Source organism: Luteibacter sp. P1_D3 (assembly GCF_056406135.1).
Genome location: NZ_JBFUAT010000029.1, coordinates 18687 through 37360, shown reverse-complemented (window position 1 = coordinate 37360; position 18674 = coordinate 18687). Strand labels below are relative to the sequence as shown.

Sequence of the window (18674 nt, the reverse complement as noted above, 5' to 3'; positions counted from 1 at the left end):
GCAGCACCCATTCGCCGATAAATCGGCGCATACCAAGGCGGCGGTCATGAAGTCACAGTCAGTCGGCTAGCGACCCTCTCCAGACCCTCGGTAAACCGCGTCACGTCGCGCGCAAACGCCTCGACAGCCGCGCTGTCGACATCGCCCCCCTCACGCAGCGCCAGCTCCATGCGCTCACCGTCCTCCGCCACGGGCGATGCGCCGAAGACGTTCACGCCGCCGAGTACGTGATGAATCCACCCGGCGACCTCCTCACGATCGGCGCGTTCGATCACCGGCGCAAGACGGCCCAGGGCCTCCCGCGTCGCCTCCACGCCGGCGCGAATCACGCTGGTGACATTGTCGTCCGACCCGAACGCACGACGCAGTCGCRCCATGTCGATCGTGGGCTCGTTCACGGCACCGTCTTCCAACCAGTGCGCGACCATCGCATGGAACGCTTCGAGCCGGATCGGCTTGCGCAGCAGATCGTCCATGCCAGCGGCCAGGCAAAGCTCGCGCTGGTCCGCCCGCGCATCCGCCGTCATCGCGACGATGGCAAGATGCCTTCCCGTACCGCTCTCGAGACGACGCACTTCCCGCGCCACCGCATAACCATCCATGCGCGGCATATGGCAGTCGACGAGAAGGAGATCGTAAGGCTGCGCTTCAAGCGCCTCCATCGCCGCCACGCCGTCTTCGACCACGTCGCACTCGTAACCGCGCAAGCCCAACTGCACGCGCACCAGCGCCTGGTTCACCGGATGATCCTCCGCCAGCAGGATGCGCGCGTCGGGTCGCAAAGGGCGCACTGGCAAGGGTGCATCCGCCCTCATGTCGACCGGCGCTTCCGGCATCTCCGCCACCGGAAGGTCCAGCGTCACGGTCACCGTCGTGCCCTGCCCCGGCTCGCTGTCGATAGCAATGTGGCCACCCATGCGCTCGATCAATCGCCGCGAAATACTGAGACCGAGACCGGTACCGCCGAAGCGTCGCGTGGTCGAGGACTCCGCCTGGCTGAACGGCGCAAACACATGGCGAAGCTTGGCGGCGTGGATGCCAATGCCGGTATCGGCAATGACGAAACGCAACCGCTGACGCGAGGCCAGCGTTTCATCGACGCACACCGCCACGTCAATCTCACCCGTCGCGGTGAACTTGATGGCATTGCCGATGACGTTGAGTAACACCTGGCGCAGCCGCCCATCGTCGACCAGGACGCACGGCGCGAGGGCCTCGTCGAAGCGCGTATGCATGGCCAACCCCTTCGCTTCCGCCTGCGAAGCGAGGATAGCCACGGCGCCCTCGACGATGCTGCGCGGATCGGATGGCTGGGGATCGAAAGTCAGGTGCCCCGCTTCGATCTTCGAAAAATCGAGCACGTCGTCGAGGATGTGCAGCAAGGCCTCCGCCGAATGCTCGATCGTGGAAACCATCGTGCGCTGCTCCGCATCCAGTCGCGTGCGCTCCAGCACGTCGAGCAAACCGATCACGCCGTTCATCGGCGTGCGGATTTCATGACTGATCGTGGCGAGGAAATCGCTCTTTGCACGCGTCGCGGCTTCCGCCTCATCGCGGGCACGTGCCAGGCCACGGGCCGCCTGCTCCTGCGCGGTCACATCCACCCAGTAGCCATTCCAACGTACGGTGCCGTCGGCGGCGGCCAAGGGCACGGCATCCGAACTGAGGTAACGCACGCGACCGCCGATCTGGGCGCGAACGGTGATATGCAGCGGATTCAGTTCGCGTGCCGAGCGCTCGAAAGCGGCGCGGAGGGCTTCGCGATCCTCCGGCGGCACGGGCGCGAGCATCGCTTCGCCGCCGCCGAGCACTTCAGCCGGTTCCATGCCGAGCACGCGCTGGGGATCGCCACCGACGTAGGTCATCGCATAGATGCCGTCGGTTCCACGCACGGCTTCATAGACGACGGCCGGCACGTGGGCCGTGACTTCGGCGAGTCGACGTTCCGTGCGTTCGCGGCGGCGTGTTTCGCGGCGCAGGTTGAGGTAGGCGTAGCTGATCGCAATCAGCGAGAAAAGCAGCACCGCGACGAAGGGCAGTACGCGACCGGCCACCTCGCGCCACGTCGGGCCGACTACGTAATGCGAGGCGAACCAGGTGTTGCGGATCTCCTGCTGCCGATGCGTGGAGAGGTTCACCAGCACGCGGTTGACCAGGGGCAGGAGGGGCGCCAGTTCGCGGCGAACGCCGATCGCGATCGCTTCCGAATCCCCCGTCGGGGCGGCAACCTTCAGCTGACCGAGGAAGCTCTCGCGAATCAGGTAGTCGACGGAGGCCAGATTGCCTACGAACGCGTCGCCCTCGCCCGCTGCCAACCGGCGCAGGCCTTCGGCTTCGGTATCCACCGGGATCGCCTGCACGCTCGGAATGCGTCCAAGCAGGCGCCGGATCGGTTCGCGCGTCATGTTCGCGATGACGCGCTTGCCGGTGAGATCGTCACGACCGGCAATGGTCGGCGCGCCTTCGCGGGTGACGATCATGATCGGGAAGTCGAGGTAGGGCACGCTCGCTTCGAGAACAGGAAAGGTCGCGCTCTGCGGATTGATCGCGGCGACGAGGTCCACCTCGCCCTTCTTGACCCGGTCCACCGTACCCGCCCAGTTCTCGCTGGGCACCTGGGTGATCCGAATACCGAGCTCCGCGGCGATCTCGCGTACGTAGTCGAGGGAGAGACCTTCCGCCTCACCTTGCCCCGTGATCAGGCTGAAAGGCGCATAGCTGGGATCGACACCGAGGCGCAGTGGCGGCAGCGCGGCCAGCCAGGTTTTTTCGCGTTCGCTGAGCGGGATGCCGTCCTGACGCGGTCGCGGCGCGATATCGCGACCTACCCATCGCGCGCGCAGGCGCCCATGGTCGGCCGCGGTGAGCTCGCCCAGGGCGTGGTCGATGGCATCCCCCAGGGGTGCGCGATCGGCTGGCACCGCGAACGCCAGCGCGCTGATCGGCAGCGCGAGGGGGCCGCCCACGCGCAATTCGCTCTCCAGACCCAGTCGAGCCACGAACTCGCGAGCCGAATAGGGATTATCGATGTAGGCGGCAACGTCGCCGGAGCGGACCAGGGCGAGCGCCTCGGCGGTCGACCCGGTCTCCACCAGCGTCGTCTCAGGAAGCTCGCGACGCAGCGCGCCGACGTCGAAATAGCCCGCGTGAACCGCGAGGCGTTTGCCCCTCAGCTCGCCCGGGCGGTGAATGATCGGCACATCGATACGCTCGACCAGGGCGGGTAGCGATTCGAAGTAGGTGGCGCCCACGCGGATGCCGGGCATGCCCTTCTCGAGCGGCGTGACCGACGTCGCGACGTCGATATCGCCGCGAGCGAGCGCCTTGAGCAATTCCGGCCAGGTGGCGTAGGTGCGGGTCTGCAGAGTCACCCCGAGTTCGCCCGCGATCTCGCGCAGGTAGTCCGGCCCCAGCCCCTCGAGCTCCCCCTCACGCAGCTCGTCGAACGGCGGGTAGCCCTCGCGATAGGCCCCCACGGTGAGCACCGGGTGGTGGCGTAGCCACTCACGGTCTTCGCGCGGCAGCGGCGTGTCGGGCAGGGCCGAGACCGGGCCTGAGAGCACAACCAGTATTAACAGGAGGATTCGTCGAATCACGTCGCAGGCTTCGTCAGGGGGAACTTCAAAGGCATAATCGGCTCTATACGCCGCGTTGACACGCCAACAGGAGAACACAAGGCATGCCACTCAAGGTCATTCTGGCAGACGATCACCCCCTGGTTCTGGTGGGCGGACGGCTTGCGCTGGAGAATGCGCACATCGAAGTCGTCGGTGCAGCCAAGGCAGCGGACGAGCTGTTGACCCTGCTCGCAGAGAAAGATTGCGACGTTGTCATTACGGATTTTCTCATGCCGAGCGATCGGCAGGACGACGGATTCCTCCTGCTCGAGACGATCACCCGGACATATCCACACGTCGCCCTCGTCGTCCTGACGATGATCAACCGACCGGCGGCGCTGCAGTCCATGCTCAGCCGCGGTGCCCGCGGCATCATCGACAAGCGCGCTCCGATGGATGAGCTGGCCACCGCCGCGCGTGCCGTCCATGACGGGGAAACCTATCTCAGCGAAACCCTGCTCGACATCCTCAACGAGGCCGACGACACCTCGGTGGCGATGCCCGGCACCCCGCTCTCGCCACGCGAGATCGAAGTGATCCGCATGTTCGTCAACGGCATGTCGCTGCAGCAGATCGCCGATCAGGAAGGCAAATCGGTGAAGACCATCAGCCGGCAGAAGCGCGATGCGATGCGCAAGCTCGGCGTGGATCACGACAGCCTGCTCGGTGAGCACGTACGCGACCACGGCCTGATCTAGGCCGTGAGCGGCGCCGGGTAGGTCCTGCCTGCGCGCAGTGGCTGGAAGCAAGGCGCCGTCGTGTAAAACGACGCCTCGGCGGTTCCGGCGTGCCATCCCGGCACGCCCGATACCGGCAGGGGGCGCAGTTCCTGGGGGTCGTTCAGCACGGACGCATCGGCGATCGCACGCGCACACACGGCGCTCGCATCCCCTCCCCCCATCACCACCAGGGCCTTGCCGACCAGCAGCTTCTCGGGCACGAGCGCGTGCTCGAGTAGCGCATGGCCGAAAATCTCGACGTGCGCCTGCCCGTCGCGCCACGCGTCCCGATGGGTCCAGAACAGCGTGTGCCAGTCGTGCGCATCCCAGGCCGCGAGCATGGCGGGGTCCTTCAGGGTCACGACCATCCCCGCTTCGTCGAAGTGGGTCAGCGCGCACTGCGCGCGCGAGCGCTGTCGTGGCCCCATCACGGCGATCTCGGCCATCTGCCGCGCATTCAGCGCGCGCTTGAGTGCGTCGTGGCGGAGCCAGACGAAGGCATTGAACAAGTCGTGCCAGTTTTCACTGCGAGTGGCGATGACGCCATGGCGCGCAATCCGCTCCTCGTAGTGCAGGCCATCGGCGAGGAGCGCGGGATCCTGCGTGACGAAACGGACGTCCGAGCTATCGGGCAGCAAGGCATTCAGGGCGTCGATCGCGGGCCAGTCCGACCCGTCGATCAACGCGCTGAACTCGTCCCAATAGGACAGAGGCGGCGACGCGAGAACGCTCCGCTCGAGCGTCTCACGCGTGGGCGCCACGTACCGCATGGAACTTAGGCCAGACGACCGTAAAGGTCGTGCGCGTCGGCTTCTTCCACCAGCACGTCGACGAACTGACCCGGCTTGAGCATCTGGCCATCGTCGATGCGCACGGCACCGTCGATTTCCGGCGCATCGGCACTGGAACGGCCCCACGCGCCATCGGCATCGATTTCGTCGATCAGCACCTTGATCGTGCTGCCGACCTTGCGCTGCAGCTTGGCGGCCGAAATCTCCGCCTGCACCGCCATGAACTGCTCGAGGCGGTCTTCCTTCAGCTCTTCGTCGATCTGGCCGGGGAGATCGTTAGCCTTCGCACCGTCGACCGGCGAATAGGCGAACGCACCGACACGATCGAGTTCGGCTTCGCGAAGGAAACCGAGCAGCTCCTGGAATTCGGCATCCGTCTCGCCGGGAAAACCGRCGATGAAGGTRCTGCGGATGGTCAGATCCGGCACCTGACGGCGCCAGTTCTGGATGCGCTCCAGCGTCTTGTCGACATTACCCGGGCGCTTCATCAGCTTGAGGATGCGCGGGCTGGCGTGCTGGAAGGGAATATCGAGGTACGGAAGAATCTTGCCGTCGGCCATCAGCGGCATGATCTCGTCGACGTGCGGATACGGGTAGACGTAGTGCAGTCGCGTCCAGATGCCGAGTTCCGAGAGACCTTCGCACAGTTCGGTCATGCGCGTGCGATACGACTTGCCGCGCCATTCGCGCTCGGCGTAACGGACATCCACGCCGTAGGCGCTGGTGTCCTGCGAGATCACCAGGAGTTCCTTCACGCCACCCTTGGCCAGCTTCTCCGCTTCCATCAGCACCTGGTCGACCGGACGGCTGACGAGGTCACCGCGCATCGACGGGATGATGCAGAAGCTGCAACGGTGATTGCAGCCTTCGGAAATCTTCAGGTAGGCGTAGTGCTTCGGCGTCAGCTTCACGCCGATGTCGGGCACCAGGTCGAGGAACTTGTTGCGCGTCGGCGGGATAGCCTGATGCACCGCACTCATCACGCTGGCGTAGTCCTGCGGCCCGCTGATCGAGAGCACGTCCGGATAGCTTTCGCGGATCAGTTCCGAACGCTTACCGAGGCAGCCGGTGACGATCACCTTGCCGTTCTCATGCAGCGCTTCGCCGATCGCGTCGAGCGATTCCTGCACGGCGGAATCGATGAAGCCGCAGGTGTTAACCACCACGGCATCGGCCTCGCCGTAGCTCGGGACGATCTCGTAGCCCTCGACCTTGAGCTGGGTGAGGATACGTTCGGAGTCGACGAGCGCTTTCGGGCAGCCGAGGCTGACGAAACCGACTTTGGGAGCGGCCTGGGACATTGCCGTGGGTACCGGGGGTGGGAAACCGGGCATTATAGCTGGTTGGTGGTCACAGAGCCGGGCGGCCAGTGACGCCGGGTCCGATCATCCGGGCCTCAGTCGCAGCAGCTACTGAGACGATCGAGACAAAACGCCTGTTGCCGCCGAACGTCAACCTTGGCGCTCGGCACTAGGTGCCAGGGGCACTGCACACAAACGTATCGGCGATAAGATTCCCGCCAGCATCATTGAACTCGGTCTCGTAGCTCAACGGAAAGATGTCACTAGATGTGCCAAGCGAATTCATCAACTGATGCTTATGGCTCTCGTTATTGCTCCACAGCAGGTCGTGTCGACTGAAGGGGAAGGTTTTTCCCCCATGGAATACGGTCAGAACATATCCGTCATCGTTCATCACATACCCCTTCAATCGCCGCCCATCGGAGGTCCGGACCTTGGCGCGGACGAATATGCGCATGCGCGGCGGGAACGGATTCGATTCAAGCATTGTGTAGACGTAATGCTCATTCCCAGGAGAATTCTTCGAAAATAGGTCGAGCACGTACTCGCGATCCAGGCCCCACCGTTCGATGTCTTCAATTTCGTCCCAATCGTAGTGCTCAGACCAGACGGGATAGCGATCAAAGGCGTCTTCGTTGGGCTTACTCTCCGGAAGGACTAGAAACTCTTTCACGTGCCCTCCTAAGGATCGGCTATTTGATCGGCAACTTTTCCGCTATCGGTCGAAAGCGGACATTTCTAATCAGTTTTCAGAACGCCCACTAGCTTCAGCGACACGCAGGATCGCTTCAGCGCTCATATCCCTACTATTGTCGCCGTCTTTAAAATATTCGCCCGGCCAGTAGACGAGATCAGAGATCCTCTGGTCACCAGTACTCCGCGCGAGGCAGGCGAGCCAATATCCATGTCGTAGCTCGCTGCGCTTCGGCTGGAGAAGATGTTGCAGCATCTCCAGCATCTCCGCGCGACCAATGTCACTGGGAATAACGACTGAGCGCACTAGCAAGTCGTGTGCAAAGCTTCGCGGGCTCGCCGAGCCAAAGGCACAATCAATCTGAAATGGCGTCACGGCGGAGCCAGCTAGCGCACCCAGTTCTACGAGCTCATTCTCGTAACTGTGTGCGGTTTCGTGAAGTGCGTAGACTCGCTCCACTAGGCGACTTAACAGATTGAGTCGCTCGGGATCGACCGGGCTTTCGAGAATCGAACGCACGCGCAATGCCTCCTTGCTTAGGGCTGATACGGATCGAAGGCGAACCTAGTTAACACTAGAAGTCGAATAGATGGATGCCGCCTCCGATGCCGCAAGCAATCTAGCGTCGTGAAGCGTTTCATTCCACAGCGAACCGCACAAGGTGCAACGCATTAGGAAGGTCGGACCCTGTTCGATCACGGCCAATCGTTCGAACCTTTCAAAGGGCGCGTGGTAACCGATTAGGCAATCGGTGCACCGAACGTCCAGCTGAGTTTCCATCCTCCCCCCCCCCTGCGTCCGTCGTGACCATCAGTTGTGTCCGCTGTGGGTCGAAAGCAGACATTTAAGGTGCGCAGCTTCGCTCATCGCCCTCTGCGTAGCAAAGGGTGACGCCGACTTCGACTCGCTTCTAAAAATGCGTGTGGCAGGCGGCGCTGTATAGATGCCGCAGCGTAGGGGCAACCTAACGAAACAAACCCGATTTCGGGCGACGTGCCGGCACTATCCCTTGAATTTTCTAGATTTTCCACAAATCTCGCCGAAGTTCGCTTGGGCAAAGGTGCCCTGGCTAACGAAACCATAGACTGTAACCCGCGCACGGGCAGGCCGCAGAAAAACCGAGACCAGTAACCCAGAACACGCTCTCCTGAACTCCATTGACACCTAGATGCTCCGGGCACACGACTGTAAAGCGCCAGCGATTCTTCGAACAAACTGTCAGCCACTAGACAAACTATGAAGCTGGGCATGTTGGACGAAGTCTTACGCAATTATCGACGGGCCGCGTGCCCAGGCTGGTGTTGTAGATCGGCACTCCAAGACATTACCGGTCTGGATTCACGTCAACTACTTGATCGCGATAGGCCCGCCAGTGCTCATAACCGCCCCGGAACAGCTCGCTCAGATGCTCGCTGGATGTGCATAGGACAGGGTTTGGCAACAATTCCGCAGGCAGGTTTCCGGCCTGCGACGCGTCGGTAAGGATTGTGACCGGGTTGGTGACATCTCCGCTGCCCTGCGGGTTCAATACGACCATGTCTCCGCTCTTCGCAACATCGAATACGAACTCGATAATGCTCTGCGAGAAGCCACGGACATGAAACGCACACCCAGCGAAGATTCCTTCACCTTCAAGCCCCTTGGCGGAGAACTCAACGCTAGAACCATCCGGGAAATCAACCAGGTAGAACCCGAACCCGTCAGCAGCGACCAGGCTATGGCGCCGCAGTGCAGCGAGAACGTTTACTCGGCTCACGTCCGCGGAATCTCCGGACTTGAAGCGTTGCATGAATAGGTCAAAGCTCACTTTTCACCGCCTCATTGGTTCAGAAACCCCGGATTCGGAAATGTCCGCTTCGCGCCGAAAGCGGTCATTAGGTGCGTAGCTTCGCTCATCCTACTGGCGCCGATAGTAGGCACGATAATCGCCGCTTTCCACGCTAACGGCCCGGACCTTTCCAAGTGCGTCGCGATGAAACTCAAGCTGCATAAGAGGCACGGACTCGGATTCCGGATCGACGAAGCGTGTAGGCGACAGGGCCTCTAGCTGGTGCACGTCAGCGTCGCCCGGCACTCGCATCGATGCCTTGCCGTGGGACATCGTGATTTGCAACGAACTGGTATCAAAATCATCGGCGAGCCGGCCGCGCACATCCATAGGAACGCTGTCATCCATGCGATACGTACCCTGGTAGTCCGCATAGGAGGCGTCGGCGGGGTCGAGTGCGACCGCATGCAACACGGGATCGACTCCCTGACCGATCATGTCGGACAACGCATGCCTGATTTCCAGGCGCAAACGGGCACCGTTCGGGCTATTGGTCAGGATCACGAATCCGTCGCCCGTCTCGAGATAGCCCTCCATCCAGGCGCGGTAATTGTCGTTGGAGCCGCTGTGGAAGAACACCCGTCCGTTACCCGATCCCAGCAGTTCCGGGCCAAGTCCCTGGGGACTGGGCGAGACGGGACTCATCATTTGTGTGGCAAGGGTGCGCGACAGGAAGCCGTTATGCCCCTGATAGCTCTCGATCAGCGTGGCAACCATGGCACCGAGCTCGTTCGCGCTCGTCCAAAGTCCCGAAGCGGCCTGCTCGGGAAACGTCTGCCACCCGCGCGGCAACGCGATGAGCCGGCCTTGTTCATCGTGGGCCTTGGCGATGTTGCCGTGTGAGGCAGACAGCGGACTCTCAAACGTGCTTCGCTGCATGTGCAGCGGATCGAGCAGCCAGGTGCGGGCTGCCGTAGCAAAATCAGTATGAGTCACGTCTTCGAGCAACTGTTGCTCCACCTCGATGCCCCCGCCGGAATAGGCGTAGCGCGAGCCGGGTGGGTGGATAAGTCGAACGGCATGGTGCTTGGCAGGCGGCAGACCATCCAGCGTTTGCAGCAAGGTCGGCACTTGCTCCTGAGGCAGGAAATCGGGGAAGCCGCCCACGTTGAACCCGGAGGTATGCGACATCAGCATGCGCAGGGTGACGTCGGGATGGAGCGTGTCCTTGGTAACCGGGACATGCCAGTTCGTCAGGTAGGTATCGATGTTGCGGTCAAGGTCCAGCTTCCCTGCCTGCACCATGCGCAGGATCATGACGGCCGTTGCTACCTTACTGATCGAGCCAGCCGAAAACAGCGTATTGCCATCGACTTTGTCATTCGTGCCAGCCTCCCGGATTCCGTACCCCTTCGCCTGCCAAACCTTGCCATTGCGCAGCACGGCGACGGCAACGCCGGGGATGTGGTAGTACGCCATCCGGTCGTGAAGCGACCAGTGCGGAACGGGCCGGCCGGCCTCGACGATCGCGGGGCGAAGGTTGTTTTCCCAGGAAGCACTATCGGTAGCTAACTCAGCGGCCGAAACGATCGGAATCGAAAAAACAACGAGCGTAAGCACCGCCAGTTTCCCGAAGAAGCGAGGTGTCTGACGCTGCACAAACGTGATCGACATGTGGCAATTCTCCAGTCATCCATGAACGCCGGCGCGGCGCGCCGACAGGTGGCTACCCTCTGCGCCATGCCGCCTTGGGTCGAAATCGGACATGACAGGTGTGCAGCTTCGCTCATCGCCCTCTGCCTGGCAAAGGCGATGCCGACTTCGAATCGCTTCTGGAAATGCGTGTGGCAGGCGGCGCCGTACAGATACCGTAGCCCAGGGTCGGCCGAGGCTGACGAAACCGACTTTAGGAGCGGCCTGGAACATTGCCATGGGTACCGGGGATGGGAAAGCCGGTTACGCTTGGGATCCCTTTCTCACTGCCGACGGAGACCCACCCCATGGGCCGCACGCTAATCCTCGATACCTCCCGCCCCCACGAGAGCATGGACGCCTACCTGGCCGAGCCCGAGGGCAAGCCCAAGGGCGGTGTCGTCGTGATCCAGGAGATCTTCGGGGTCAATGCTCACATCCGCAGCGTGGCCGACCGCTTCGCCGCCGAGGGTTATGTGGCCATCGCCCCCGCCCTGTTCGACCCGGTACAGAAGGGCGTGGAACTGGGCTACGACCAGGACGGCATGCAGAAGGGCGTGAAATATATCGGCGAGCTGGGTCTGCTCCGTCCCCTCCAGGACGTGGGCATCGCGGCGGCGCTCATCGCCGACCAGTACAAGGTCAAGGTGGGTACGGTCGGTTACTGCTGGGGCGGCACCGTGGCCGCGCTGGCCGCCCTGCGGCTCGGCCTGCCCTCCTCCAGCTACTACGGCTCGCGCAACCTGCCCTTCCTGACCGAGCCGGCCAAGGCCAATGTCATCTTCCATTTCGGCGAACGCGACCATTCGATCCCGCCGGAAATGGTGGAGAAGCATCGCGAACTGAAGCCCGAGATGGATACCTGGGTGTATCCGGCCGACCACGGCTTCAACTGCGACGTACGCGCCAGCTACGACGAACCCAGCGCCAAACTGGCCTGGGAGCGCACGCTGTCGTTCTTCGCCCGCGAACTGGCGTGAGCGCCGCGTTCGAACTCGATGCCCGGCTCGTCGGCGACACCCTCGTCGTCGGCGACTTGCCCTTGAGTCGCGTGCTGCTCATGCGCGATAGCCGCTATGCGTGGCTCGTACTGGTGCCGCGCCGGGCTGGGTTGGTCGAGGTGTCCGACTTAGCTGACGACGAGCGGGCCATGCTCTGGCGAGAGGTCGATGCAGCCGGGCGGGCACTTCGGGCACTCGGGCCGTGCGACAAGCTCAATATCGGCGCGCTGGGCAATATCGTGCGCCAGCTGCACGTGCACGTCGTGGCCCGCCGTGAAGGYGATGCCGCGTGGCCGGGGCCGGTGTGGGGGTTCGGTAAGGCGGAGGCTTATGCCGGGGGCGACGCGGAGCGCGTCGCCGAGGCCCTGCGGCAAGAGCTGGGCCTAAGCACCCCTTGAGGTTGCCGTACCTGTAGGAGCCGATTTATCGGCGAAAAACCGACGGAGCGGCGACGCTGCGAGGCCTATCGCCGATAAATCGGCTCCTACCGACAAATCGGTTCCCACAGATAAATCGGGGCCTGCAAATAAATCGGGGCCTGCACAAAGAAGCGAGCCCTGCTACGAGCCGCGGAGCGCGGTCGCAAGCAGGGCTCGTTGTCGTGCAGTCAGGCGCTTAGCGCTGAGGCTGGCCGCCGGCGCCGTTCTGCGTGTCGTACGGGCTGCTGGAGGCTTCCTTACCCTGCATGCGGTCGGGCAGCGTGCCCTTCTGCGGGGTGTCTTCCAGCTGACGTGCATCGGCCTCGACGGCGTTCAGGCGAACCAGTTCGCCTTTCTTGTCGTAGTACACGGCAAAGCCGTAATCCAGCGCCATGCGAGCCATGAAACCGAGATGGTTGTCGCGGATCTTCGAGTCGTCGCTGGGCAGCACGAGGACGGTCTTCGGCAGCTTGCCCTGGTCCTTCAGGTAGGCGAAGTGGCTGCCGGTGTCGGCGGCCGAGAGCACGGCGCCGTCGACGACGAACTGGCCGCTCTTGTACGCCTTGATGGTGTAGTCGAACTGACCCTGCGTCGTGGCGATGTGGTCGGTCTTCGAGACGCCACTGTGGCAGCCGGCAAGCACGAGCATGCTGGCGAGAAGAATCGCCGCGGCGGCGCGAGCCATCAGGGTGGGAACTCGGATCATGCGTGTCTCCGTGGAATCAGTCAGGCGTGGAAAGGGCGAGTTTAGCTCGCGCCCGTGTCGGGCGCGTCTGCGACGTGAAGCGTTGTTCAGGTGGTCGGCAGGGTGACGCCGCGCTGTCCCTGGTACTTGCCGCCGCGGTCGGCGTAAGAAACTTCGCATTCCTCGTCGGACTCGAGGAAAAGCATCTGGGCGACACCCTCGTTGGCGTAGATCTTTGCCGGCAACGGCGTGGTGTTCGAGAACTCCAGCGTCACATGACCCTCCCACTCCGGCTCGAGCGGCGTCACGTTGACGATGATGCCGCAGCGGGCATACGTGCTCTTGCCCAGGCAGATCGTCAGCACCTGGCGCGGGATACGGAAGTACTCAACCGTACGGGCCAGGGCGAAGGAATTCGGCGGGATGATGCAGACATCGGACTTCACGTCGACAAAGCTGCGCTCGTCGAACGCCTTCGGGTCGACGATGGTCGAGTTGATGTTCGTGAACACCTTGAACTCGTCGGCGCAGCGGACGTCGTAGCCGTAGCTCGAGGTGCCGTAGGACACCAGACGGTGGCCGTCGCGCTCCTTGACCTGGCCAGGCGCGAACGGCTCGATCATGCCGTGCTCCGCAGCCATGCGGCGAATCCACTTGTCGGACTTGATGCTCACTTAATGATCTCCCTCGCTGGAGCCGGAAAGGTATAGGAACGCCGTCGAACACGCCACTTACGTGTTCTGGATGACGATCTTGGGAAAGGAAATGGCCTTGTTACGGGCTTGCAGCGACAACCGGGCGGCCGTCGAGCGCGCAATGGCGCGGTAGCGGGCCGTCAGGTCGGAATCGGGGATGGCCACCACGGTCGGCTTGCCATCGTCCGCCTGCTGACGGATGCGGATATCCAGCGGCAGGTCGCCCAGATAGGCGATGCCGGCTTCGGCGGCCATGCGTGCGCCGCCGCCCTGACCGAAGATGTGCTCTTCGTGGCCGCAGTTCGAGCAGATATGCGTGGCCATGTTCTCGACCACGCCCAGCACCGGCACCTCGACCTTGCGGAACATGCCCAATGCCTTGCGGGCATCGAGCAGGGCGATGTCCTGCGGCGTGGTGACGATCACGGCACCGGAGACGGGCACCTTCTGCGACAGGGTCAGCTGGATGTCGCCCGTGCCGGGCGGCAGATCGATGATGAGGTAGTCGAGCTCCTCCCAGCGCGTGTCGGTCAGCAGCTGCATCAGCGCCTGGGTGACCATGGGACCGCGCCAGATCATCGGCGTGTCTTCCTCGATCAGCACGCCGATCGACATGGCCTGCAGGCCGTGGGCGCGCATCGGGACGATGCTCTTGCCATCCGGCGAGCTCGGCTTGCCGCTAAGGCCCAGCATGCGCGGCTGGCTGGGACCATAGATATCGGCGTCGAGGATGCCGACCGTGGCGCCCTCGGCAACCAGGGCCAGGGCCAGGTTCACCGAGACGGTGGACTTGCCCACGCCACCCTTGCCCGAAGCCACGGCAATGATGTTCTTGACGCCCGGCAGCGGCGCGAGCTGGCCCTGGACCTTGTGGGCATGGACGCGCCAGGTCACGGAGACGGCCGCCGCATCGATGGCCGGATCCGCCTCCAGGGCGGTTTTCGCCTCGGCGGCCGCCTGCTCGACGTAGCCCACGGCCGGGTAGCCGAGCTGAATATCGACCGACACCCGGCTGCCGTCCACGCCGACAGCGCGGATGGATGCGCCGAGCGCCTGCCCGGAATGAGGGTCGATCACGCGATCGAGCAGACCGCGTACGAGGGTTTCGGTGGGCTGGGTCATGGGGAGATTTGGGCAAAATCGAAGATCGCCCATTATGCCAGTGCCTGCCCGCCCCCGCCGGGCGCTCCCTCCACGCCGCCGTCTGGCGCGATGCAGCTTGACGACCGCGATGCTCCTCGTCAGGCTCCGGCCATACCTGACCGTATGGGGAGTTCCGCTAGACATGAAGCCGCTGATCCGCACCACCTTTGCCCTCGCCTTCGCCGCGAGCGCCCTCCCCGCCCTGGCCGCCACCGATACACCGGTCGGCAAGTGGAAGACCATCGACGACAAGACCCACGAAGTGAAGTCCATCGTGGAGATCACCGAGAACGGCGGCCTGCTCGAGGGCAAGGTGCTCCAGGTGCTCAAGTCCGACCATGGCCCGCACCCGGTCTGCTCCGAATGCGATGGCGAGCGCAAGAACAAGCCCATCGAAGGCATGACCATCATGTGGGGCCTGAAGAAGGACGACGGCGAGTGGTCGGGCGGCCAGATCCTCGATCCGGCCAAGGGCAAGATCTACAAAGTCACGCTCAAGCTGGTCGACGGCGGCAACAAGCTCGACGTCCACGGCTACATCGGCTTCTCGCTGCTCGGCCGCAGCCAGGAGTGGGTCCGGGCCGAGTAACAGCTACGCGTGCTTCGTGTAGGAGCCGATTCATCGGCGAAAAGCCAACGGAGCGGAGACGCCGGAAGGCCAATCGCCGATAAATCGGCTCCTACAAAGGCAGGCACCTGCCCGTGCCATAATCCCCGGTCCATCAGCCGACCGCGCGAATCATGGCCCGCCGCATACTCGTAACGAACGCCCTCCCCTACGCTAATGGCCCGCTGCATCTGGGCCACATGCTCGGCTATATCCAGGCCGACATCTGGGCGCGCGCGCAGCGAATGCAGGGTAACGAGGTCTGGTATGTCGCCGGCGAAGATGCCCACGGCACGCCGATCATGCTGGCCGCCGAGAAGGTCGGTAAGAGCCCCGAGGACTACATCGCGGCCATCCGCGCGGGTCACGAAGCGGACTTCACCGACTTCCACTTCAGCTATGACCAGTACCACACGACGCACTCGCCCGAGAATCGCGAACTCGCGACCTCGATCTACACGCGCCTGCGCGACGCTGGCTACATTGCCCGTCGCGATATCCAGCAGCTGTACGATCCCGAGCGCGACATGTTCCTGCCGGACCGCTACATCAAGGGCACCTGTCCGAACTGTGGCACGCCCGACCAGTACGGCGACAACTGCGAGAACTGCGGCGCGACCTATGCGCCGACCGACCTGATCAATCCGTATTCGGTGATGTCGGGCGCGACGCCGATCCTGCGCGACTCCGAGCACTACTTCTTCGAACTGGGCAAGTTCGAGCAGCTGCTGCGCGACTGGTTCGCCGGCAAGCTGACCGGCGGCAAGGCCGTGGCTCACAGCAGTGTTTCGGCCAAGCTCGCCGAGTGGCTCGATGGCGGCCTGCGCGACTGGGACATCTCCCGTGACGCGCCCTACTTCGGCTTCCCGATTCCGGATGCGCCCGGCAAGTTCTTCTACGTGTGGCTCGACGCGCCGGTGGGCTACCTTGCCTCGTTCAAGGCGCTGTGCGCGCGCACCGACCTGCGCTTCGACGACTTCCTCGGTACCGACAGCACCGCCGAGATGCACCACTTCATCGGCAAGGACATCATCAMCTTCCACGGCCTGTTCTGGCCGGCGATGTTGCATGGTGCGCAGATGCGCGTGCCGACGGCGCTGCACGTCAATGGCTACCTGACCGTCAACGGCGCGAAGATGTCGAAGTCGCGCGGCACCTTCATCCAGGCGCGTACGTACCTTGCGTCGGGCCTGGACCCGGAAGCGCTGCGTTACTACTTCGCCACAATGCTCAGTGCCACGCCGGTCGATGTCGACCTCGACCTGAAGTCCTTCGAGGAGCGCGTCAACTCGCACCTCGTCGGCAAGTGGGCGAACATCGCCAGCCGCACCGCAGGATTCCTGCACACCTATTTCGCCGGCAAACTGGCCGATCGTTTCGACGACGAGGCCCAGGCCATCTGGCGCGACTTGCTCGCCCAGTACGACGGCATCGAAGCGGTCTACGAGGCGGATGACTTCGCCGAAGTCTCGCGTCGCTTCGTCGCCATGTCCGATGCCGTCAACGGCTACATCGCCGCCAAGGCACCCTGGGTCATCGCCAAGGACGAGGCACGCCGCGACGAACTGCAGCAGGTCTGCTCGTTCGCGATCAATGCCTTCCGCCTGCTGTCCGGCATGCTCAAGCCGATCCTGCCGACGACCGTTGCCGCGGCCGAAGCCTTCCTCGGCGCGCCCGTCAGCGACTTCGCCGACGCACGTCGCGAGCTGCATGGCCACACCGTCAACGCGTTCTCGCCGCTGTTCGGCCGCCTCGATCCGAAGAAGATCGAAGCCATGGTCGAAGGATCGAAGGAATCGCTGACGCCCGCCGAGCAGGCCAGGGCCAACGCGCCGGCCACCAAGAAACCGTTCAAGTCCAAAGAAGCCTCTCCGCCCATGACCGACACCGCTCCCGCCGCCGATACGACCGCCACCATTTCGATCGACGACTTCGCCAAGCTCGACCTGCGCATCGGCAAGGTGCTGGCCTGCGAGTTCGTCGAAGGCTCCGACAAGCTGCTGCGCTTCGAACTCGACGGCGGCTCGCTGGGCAAGCGCCAGATCTTCTCGGGCATTCGCGCTGCCTATGGCGAGCCGGAGAAGCTCGTGGGTCGCAACGTCGTCTTCATCGCCAACCTGGCACCGCGCAAGATGCGTTTCGGCCTCTCGGAGGGCATGATCCTTTCCGCGGGTGACGGCGGCGCAGACCTGTTCCTGCTCGACGCCGACCAGGGCGCGGCGCCGGGCGCCACCGTCCGCTGATCCGACGTTCGGCAACGCGCCAGCCATGACGCCAACGCTCGCCGACCGGATCGACGCCCTGCTCCCGCAGACCCAATGCGAGCAGTGTGGCTTCCATGGCTGTCGTCCCTACGCCGACGCCATGGCGGCCGGCGAGGCGGACATCGACCGTTGCCCGCCAGGTGGCAGCATTGGCATCACCCGCCTCGCCGCCCTGCTCGACCGCCCCGTTATCCCGCTGGATACGTCACGCGGCGTGGAAAAGCCGCGCACCCTGGCACGCGTGGTCGAGGCGGACTGCATCGGCTGTACCAAGTGCATCCAGGCCTGCCCAGTCGACGCGATCGTCGGTGCGGCGAAGCTGATGCATGCGGTGATCAGCGATCTCTGCACAGGCTGTGAGCTTTGCGTTCCGGCCTGTCCCGTCGACTGCATCGCGCTGGATCCCATGCCACTGGCCCAGTCTGACGACCGCGGCCATGCCGATGCCGCCCGTATCCGCTTCGTGCGTCGCGAGGCGCGACTGGCGCGCGATCTCGCCCGTCGCGAAGAGCAACTTGCCGTGAGCAAGAGCGATGTCGCGGCGCCGACGGCACGCAACGCCGTGCTCGAAGCGCTCGCACGCGCCAAAGCACGCAAAAAGGACAGCCCGTGAAGAAGGCCGATATCGTCGAGATGTTCCGTCGTCTCCGCGAACTGAATCCGCATCCGAAAACCGAACTCGAGTACACGACGCCGTTCGAACTGCTGTCGGCCGTCGCGCTCTCAGCCCAGGCCACCGACGTCGGCGTAAACAAGGCCACGCGCAAGCTGTTTCCTGTCGCCAACACCGCGCAGACCATCCTCGACCTGGGCCTCGACAAGCTTAAGACCTATATCAGCACGATCGGGCTCTATAACAACAAGGCGAAGAACCTGATCGCCATGAGCCAGATCCTCGTCGACCGCTACGACGGCGAGGTCCCGACGACCCGGGAAGCCCTCGAAGAGCTGCCGGGCGTGGGACGAAAGACAGCCAACGTCGTGCTCAACACCGCCTTCGGCCAGCCGACCATCGCCGTCGACACGCATATTTTCCGCGTCGCCAACCGCACCGGCCTGGCGCCGGGTGCCGACGTTCGCAAGGTGGAAGACAAGCTGGAGAAAGTAATCCCGAAGGAGTTCATCCAGGACGCACACCACTGGCTGATCCTGCACGGGCGTTATGTCTGCAAGGCGCGCAAGCCCGAATGCCCGAACTGCGCGATCATCGATCTTTGCGCGTACAAGCAGAAAACAAAACCGGCGTGAAGCCGGTTATGTTGAACGTTCGGGTACCTG

The 18674-nt window shown here is 63.5% G+C and carries 17 protein-coding genes; 7 read left to right on the top strand and 10 right to left on the bottom strand.

Features of this window, described 5'->3' with window-relative positions; genetic code table 11:
• Positions 1-44: 44 nt before the first annotated feature.
• The gene (locus tag AC1DYM_RS17155) at positions 45-3596 is read right to left on the bottom strand and encodes an ATP-binding protein (protein ID WP_477340368.1); all 3552 of its coding nucleotides are present in this window, start codon (positions 3594-3596) and stop codon (positions 45-47) included.
• A gap of 83 nt (positions 3597-3679) precedes the next feature.
• On the opposite strand from AC1DYM_RS17155, the gene AC1DYM_RS17150 reads away from it, so the two are divergent.
• The gene (locus tag AC1DYM_RS17150; protein ID WP_477340366.1) at positions 3680-4315 is read left to right on the top strand and encodes a response regulator; all 636 of its coding nucleotides are present in this window, start codon (positions 3680-3682) and stop codon (positions 4313-4315) included.
• Here AC1DYM_RS17150 and AC1DYM_RS17145 read toward each other — a convergent pair.
• The 6 genes from AC1DYM_RS17145 to AC1DYM_RS17120 form a co-directional block, all read right to left on the bottom strand.
• Positions 4312-5106, bottom strand: a complete 795-nt coding sequence (locus tag AC1DYM_RS17145; RefSeq protein ID WP_477340364.1) for a DUF3025 domain-containing protein — start codon at positions 5104-5106, stop codon at positions 4312-4314. The two genes, AC1DYM_RS17150 and AC1DYM_RS17145, sit on opposite strands and share 4 nt — an antisense overlap.
• Positions 5107-5111: 5 nt before the next feature.
• The gene (gene rimO / locus AC1DYM_RS17140; protein ID WP_477340363.1) at positions 5112-6428 is read right to left on the bottom strand and encodes a 30S ribosomal protein S12 methylthiotransferase RimO; all 1317 of its coding nucleotides are present in this window, start codon (positions 6426-6428) and stop codon (positions 5112-5114) included.
• 169 nt (positions 6429-6597) lie between these two features.
• A complete protein-coding gene (locus AC1DYM_RS17135) occupies positions 6598-7101 on the bottom strand; it encodes a hypothetical protein (protein WP_477340361.1) in 504 nt (167 codons plus the stop codon).
• Positions 7102-7170: 69 nt separating this feature from the next.
• Positions 7171-7641, bottom strand: a complete 471-nt coding sequence (locus tag AC1DYM_RS17130) for a hypothetical protein (RefSeq protein WP_477340359.1) — start codon at positions 7639-7641, stop codon at positions 7171-7173.
• 805 nt (positions 7642-8446) lie between these two features.
• Entirely contained in the window at positions 8447-8911 is a 465-nt protein-coding gene (locus AC1DYM_RS17125) for a hypothetical protein (protein ID WP_477340357.1), read from the bottom strand.
• 108 nt (positions 8912-9019) lie between these two features.
• Entirely contained in the window at positions 9020-10564 is a 1545-nt protein-coding gene (locus AC1DYM_RS17120; protein ID WP_477340355.1) for a serine hydrolase domain-containing protein, read from the bottom strand.
• Between the two features lie 326 nt (positions 10565-10890).
• On the opposite strand from AC1DYM_RS17120, the gene AC1DYM_RS17115 reads away from it, so the two are divergent.
• Complete coding sequence (locus tag AC1DYM_RS17115; protein ID WP_477340353.1) at positions 10891-11562, top strand: dienelactone hydrolase family protein; 672 nt, start codon at positions 10891-10893, stop codon at positions 11560-11562.
• On the top strand, positions 11559-11981 hold the full coding sequence (locus AC1DYM_RS17110; RefSeq protein WP_477340351.1) for an HIT domain-containing protein: 423 nt from the start codon (positions 11559-11561) through the stop codon (positions 11979-11981). Before AC1DYM_RS17115 ends, AC1DYM_RS17110 begins: the two co-directional genes overlap by 4 nt.
• A 217-nt stretch (positions 11982-12198) precedes the next feature.
• Here AC1DYM_RS17110 and AC1DYM_RS17105 read toward each other — a convergent pair whose 3' ends face one another.
• The 3 genes from AC1DYM_RS17105 to apbC form a co-directional block, all read right to left on the bottom strand.
• Positions 12199-12708, bottom strand: coding sequence for a hypothetical protein (locus tag AC1DYM_RS17105; protein ID WP_046967167.1), 510 nt, complete (start codon positions 12706-12708; stop codon positions 12199-12201).
• 86 nt (positions 12709-12794) lie between these two features.
• Positions 12795-13361: a dCTP deaminase gene (dcd, locus tag AC1DYM_RS17100; RefSeq protein ID WP_046967166.1), complete on the bottom strand. Its 567-nt coding sequence runs from the start codon at positions 13359-13361 to the stop codon at positions 12795-12797.
• A 57-nt stretch (positions 13362-13418) separates the two neighbouring features.
• Positions 13419-14504 (bottom strand): iron-sulfur cluster carrier protein ApbC, encoded by a 1086-nt coding sequence (apbC, locus tag AC1DYM_RS17095; protein ID WP_477340349.1) that lies wholly within the window; start codon positions 14502-14504, stop codon positions 13419-13421.
• A gap of 163 nt (positions 14505-14667) precedes the next feature.
• On the opposite strand from apbC, the gene AC1DYM_RS17090 reads away from it, so the two are divergent.
• The 4 genes from AC1DYM_RS17090 to nth all read left to right on the top strand — a co-directional run bounded on the left by AC1DYM_RS17090 (position 14668) and on the right by nth (position 18644).
• Positions 14668-15114 carry a DUF2147 domain-containing protein gene (locus tag AC1DYM_RS17090; protein ID WP_477340347.1) on the top strand — a complete coding sequence of 149 codons (447 nt, stop codon included), beginning with the start codon at positions 14668-14670 and terminating at the stop codon, positions 15112-15114.
• A 152-nt stretch (positions 15115-15266) separates the two neighbouring features.
• The gene (metG, locus tag AC1DYM_RS17085) at positions 15267-17375 is read left to right on the top strand and encodes a methionine--tRNA ligase (protein WP_477340346.1); all 2109 of its coding nucleotides are present in this window, start codon (positions 15267-15269) and stop codon (positions 17373-17375) included.
• A 25-nt stretch (positions 17376-17400) separates the two neighbouring features.
• Positions 17401-18009, top strand: coding sequence for an RnfABCDGE type electron transport complex subunit B (locus AC1DYM_RS17080; protein ID WP_477340344.1), 609 nt, complete (start codon positions 17401-17403; stop codon positions 18007-18009).
• 20 nt (positions 18010-18029) lie between these two features.
• Positions 18030-18644, top strand: a complete 615-nt coding sequence (gene nth, locus AC1DYM_RS17075) for an endonuclease III (protein ID WP_477340475.1) — start codon at positions 18030-18032, stop codon at positions 18642-18644.
• Positions 18645-18674: the final 30 nt, after the last annotated feature.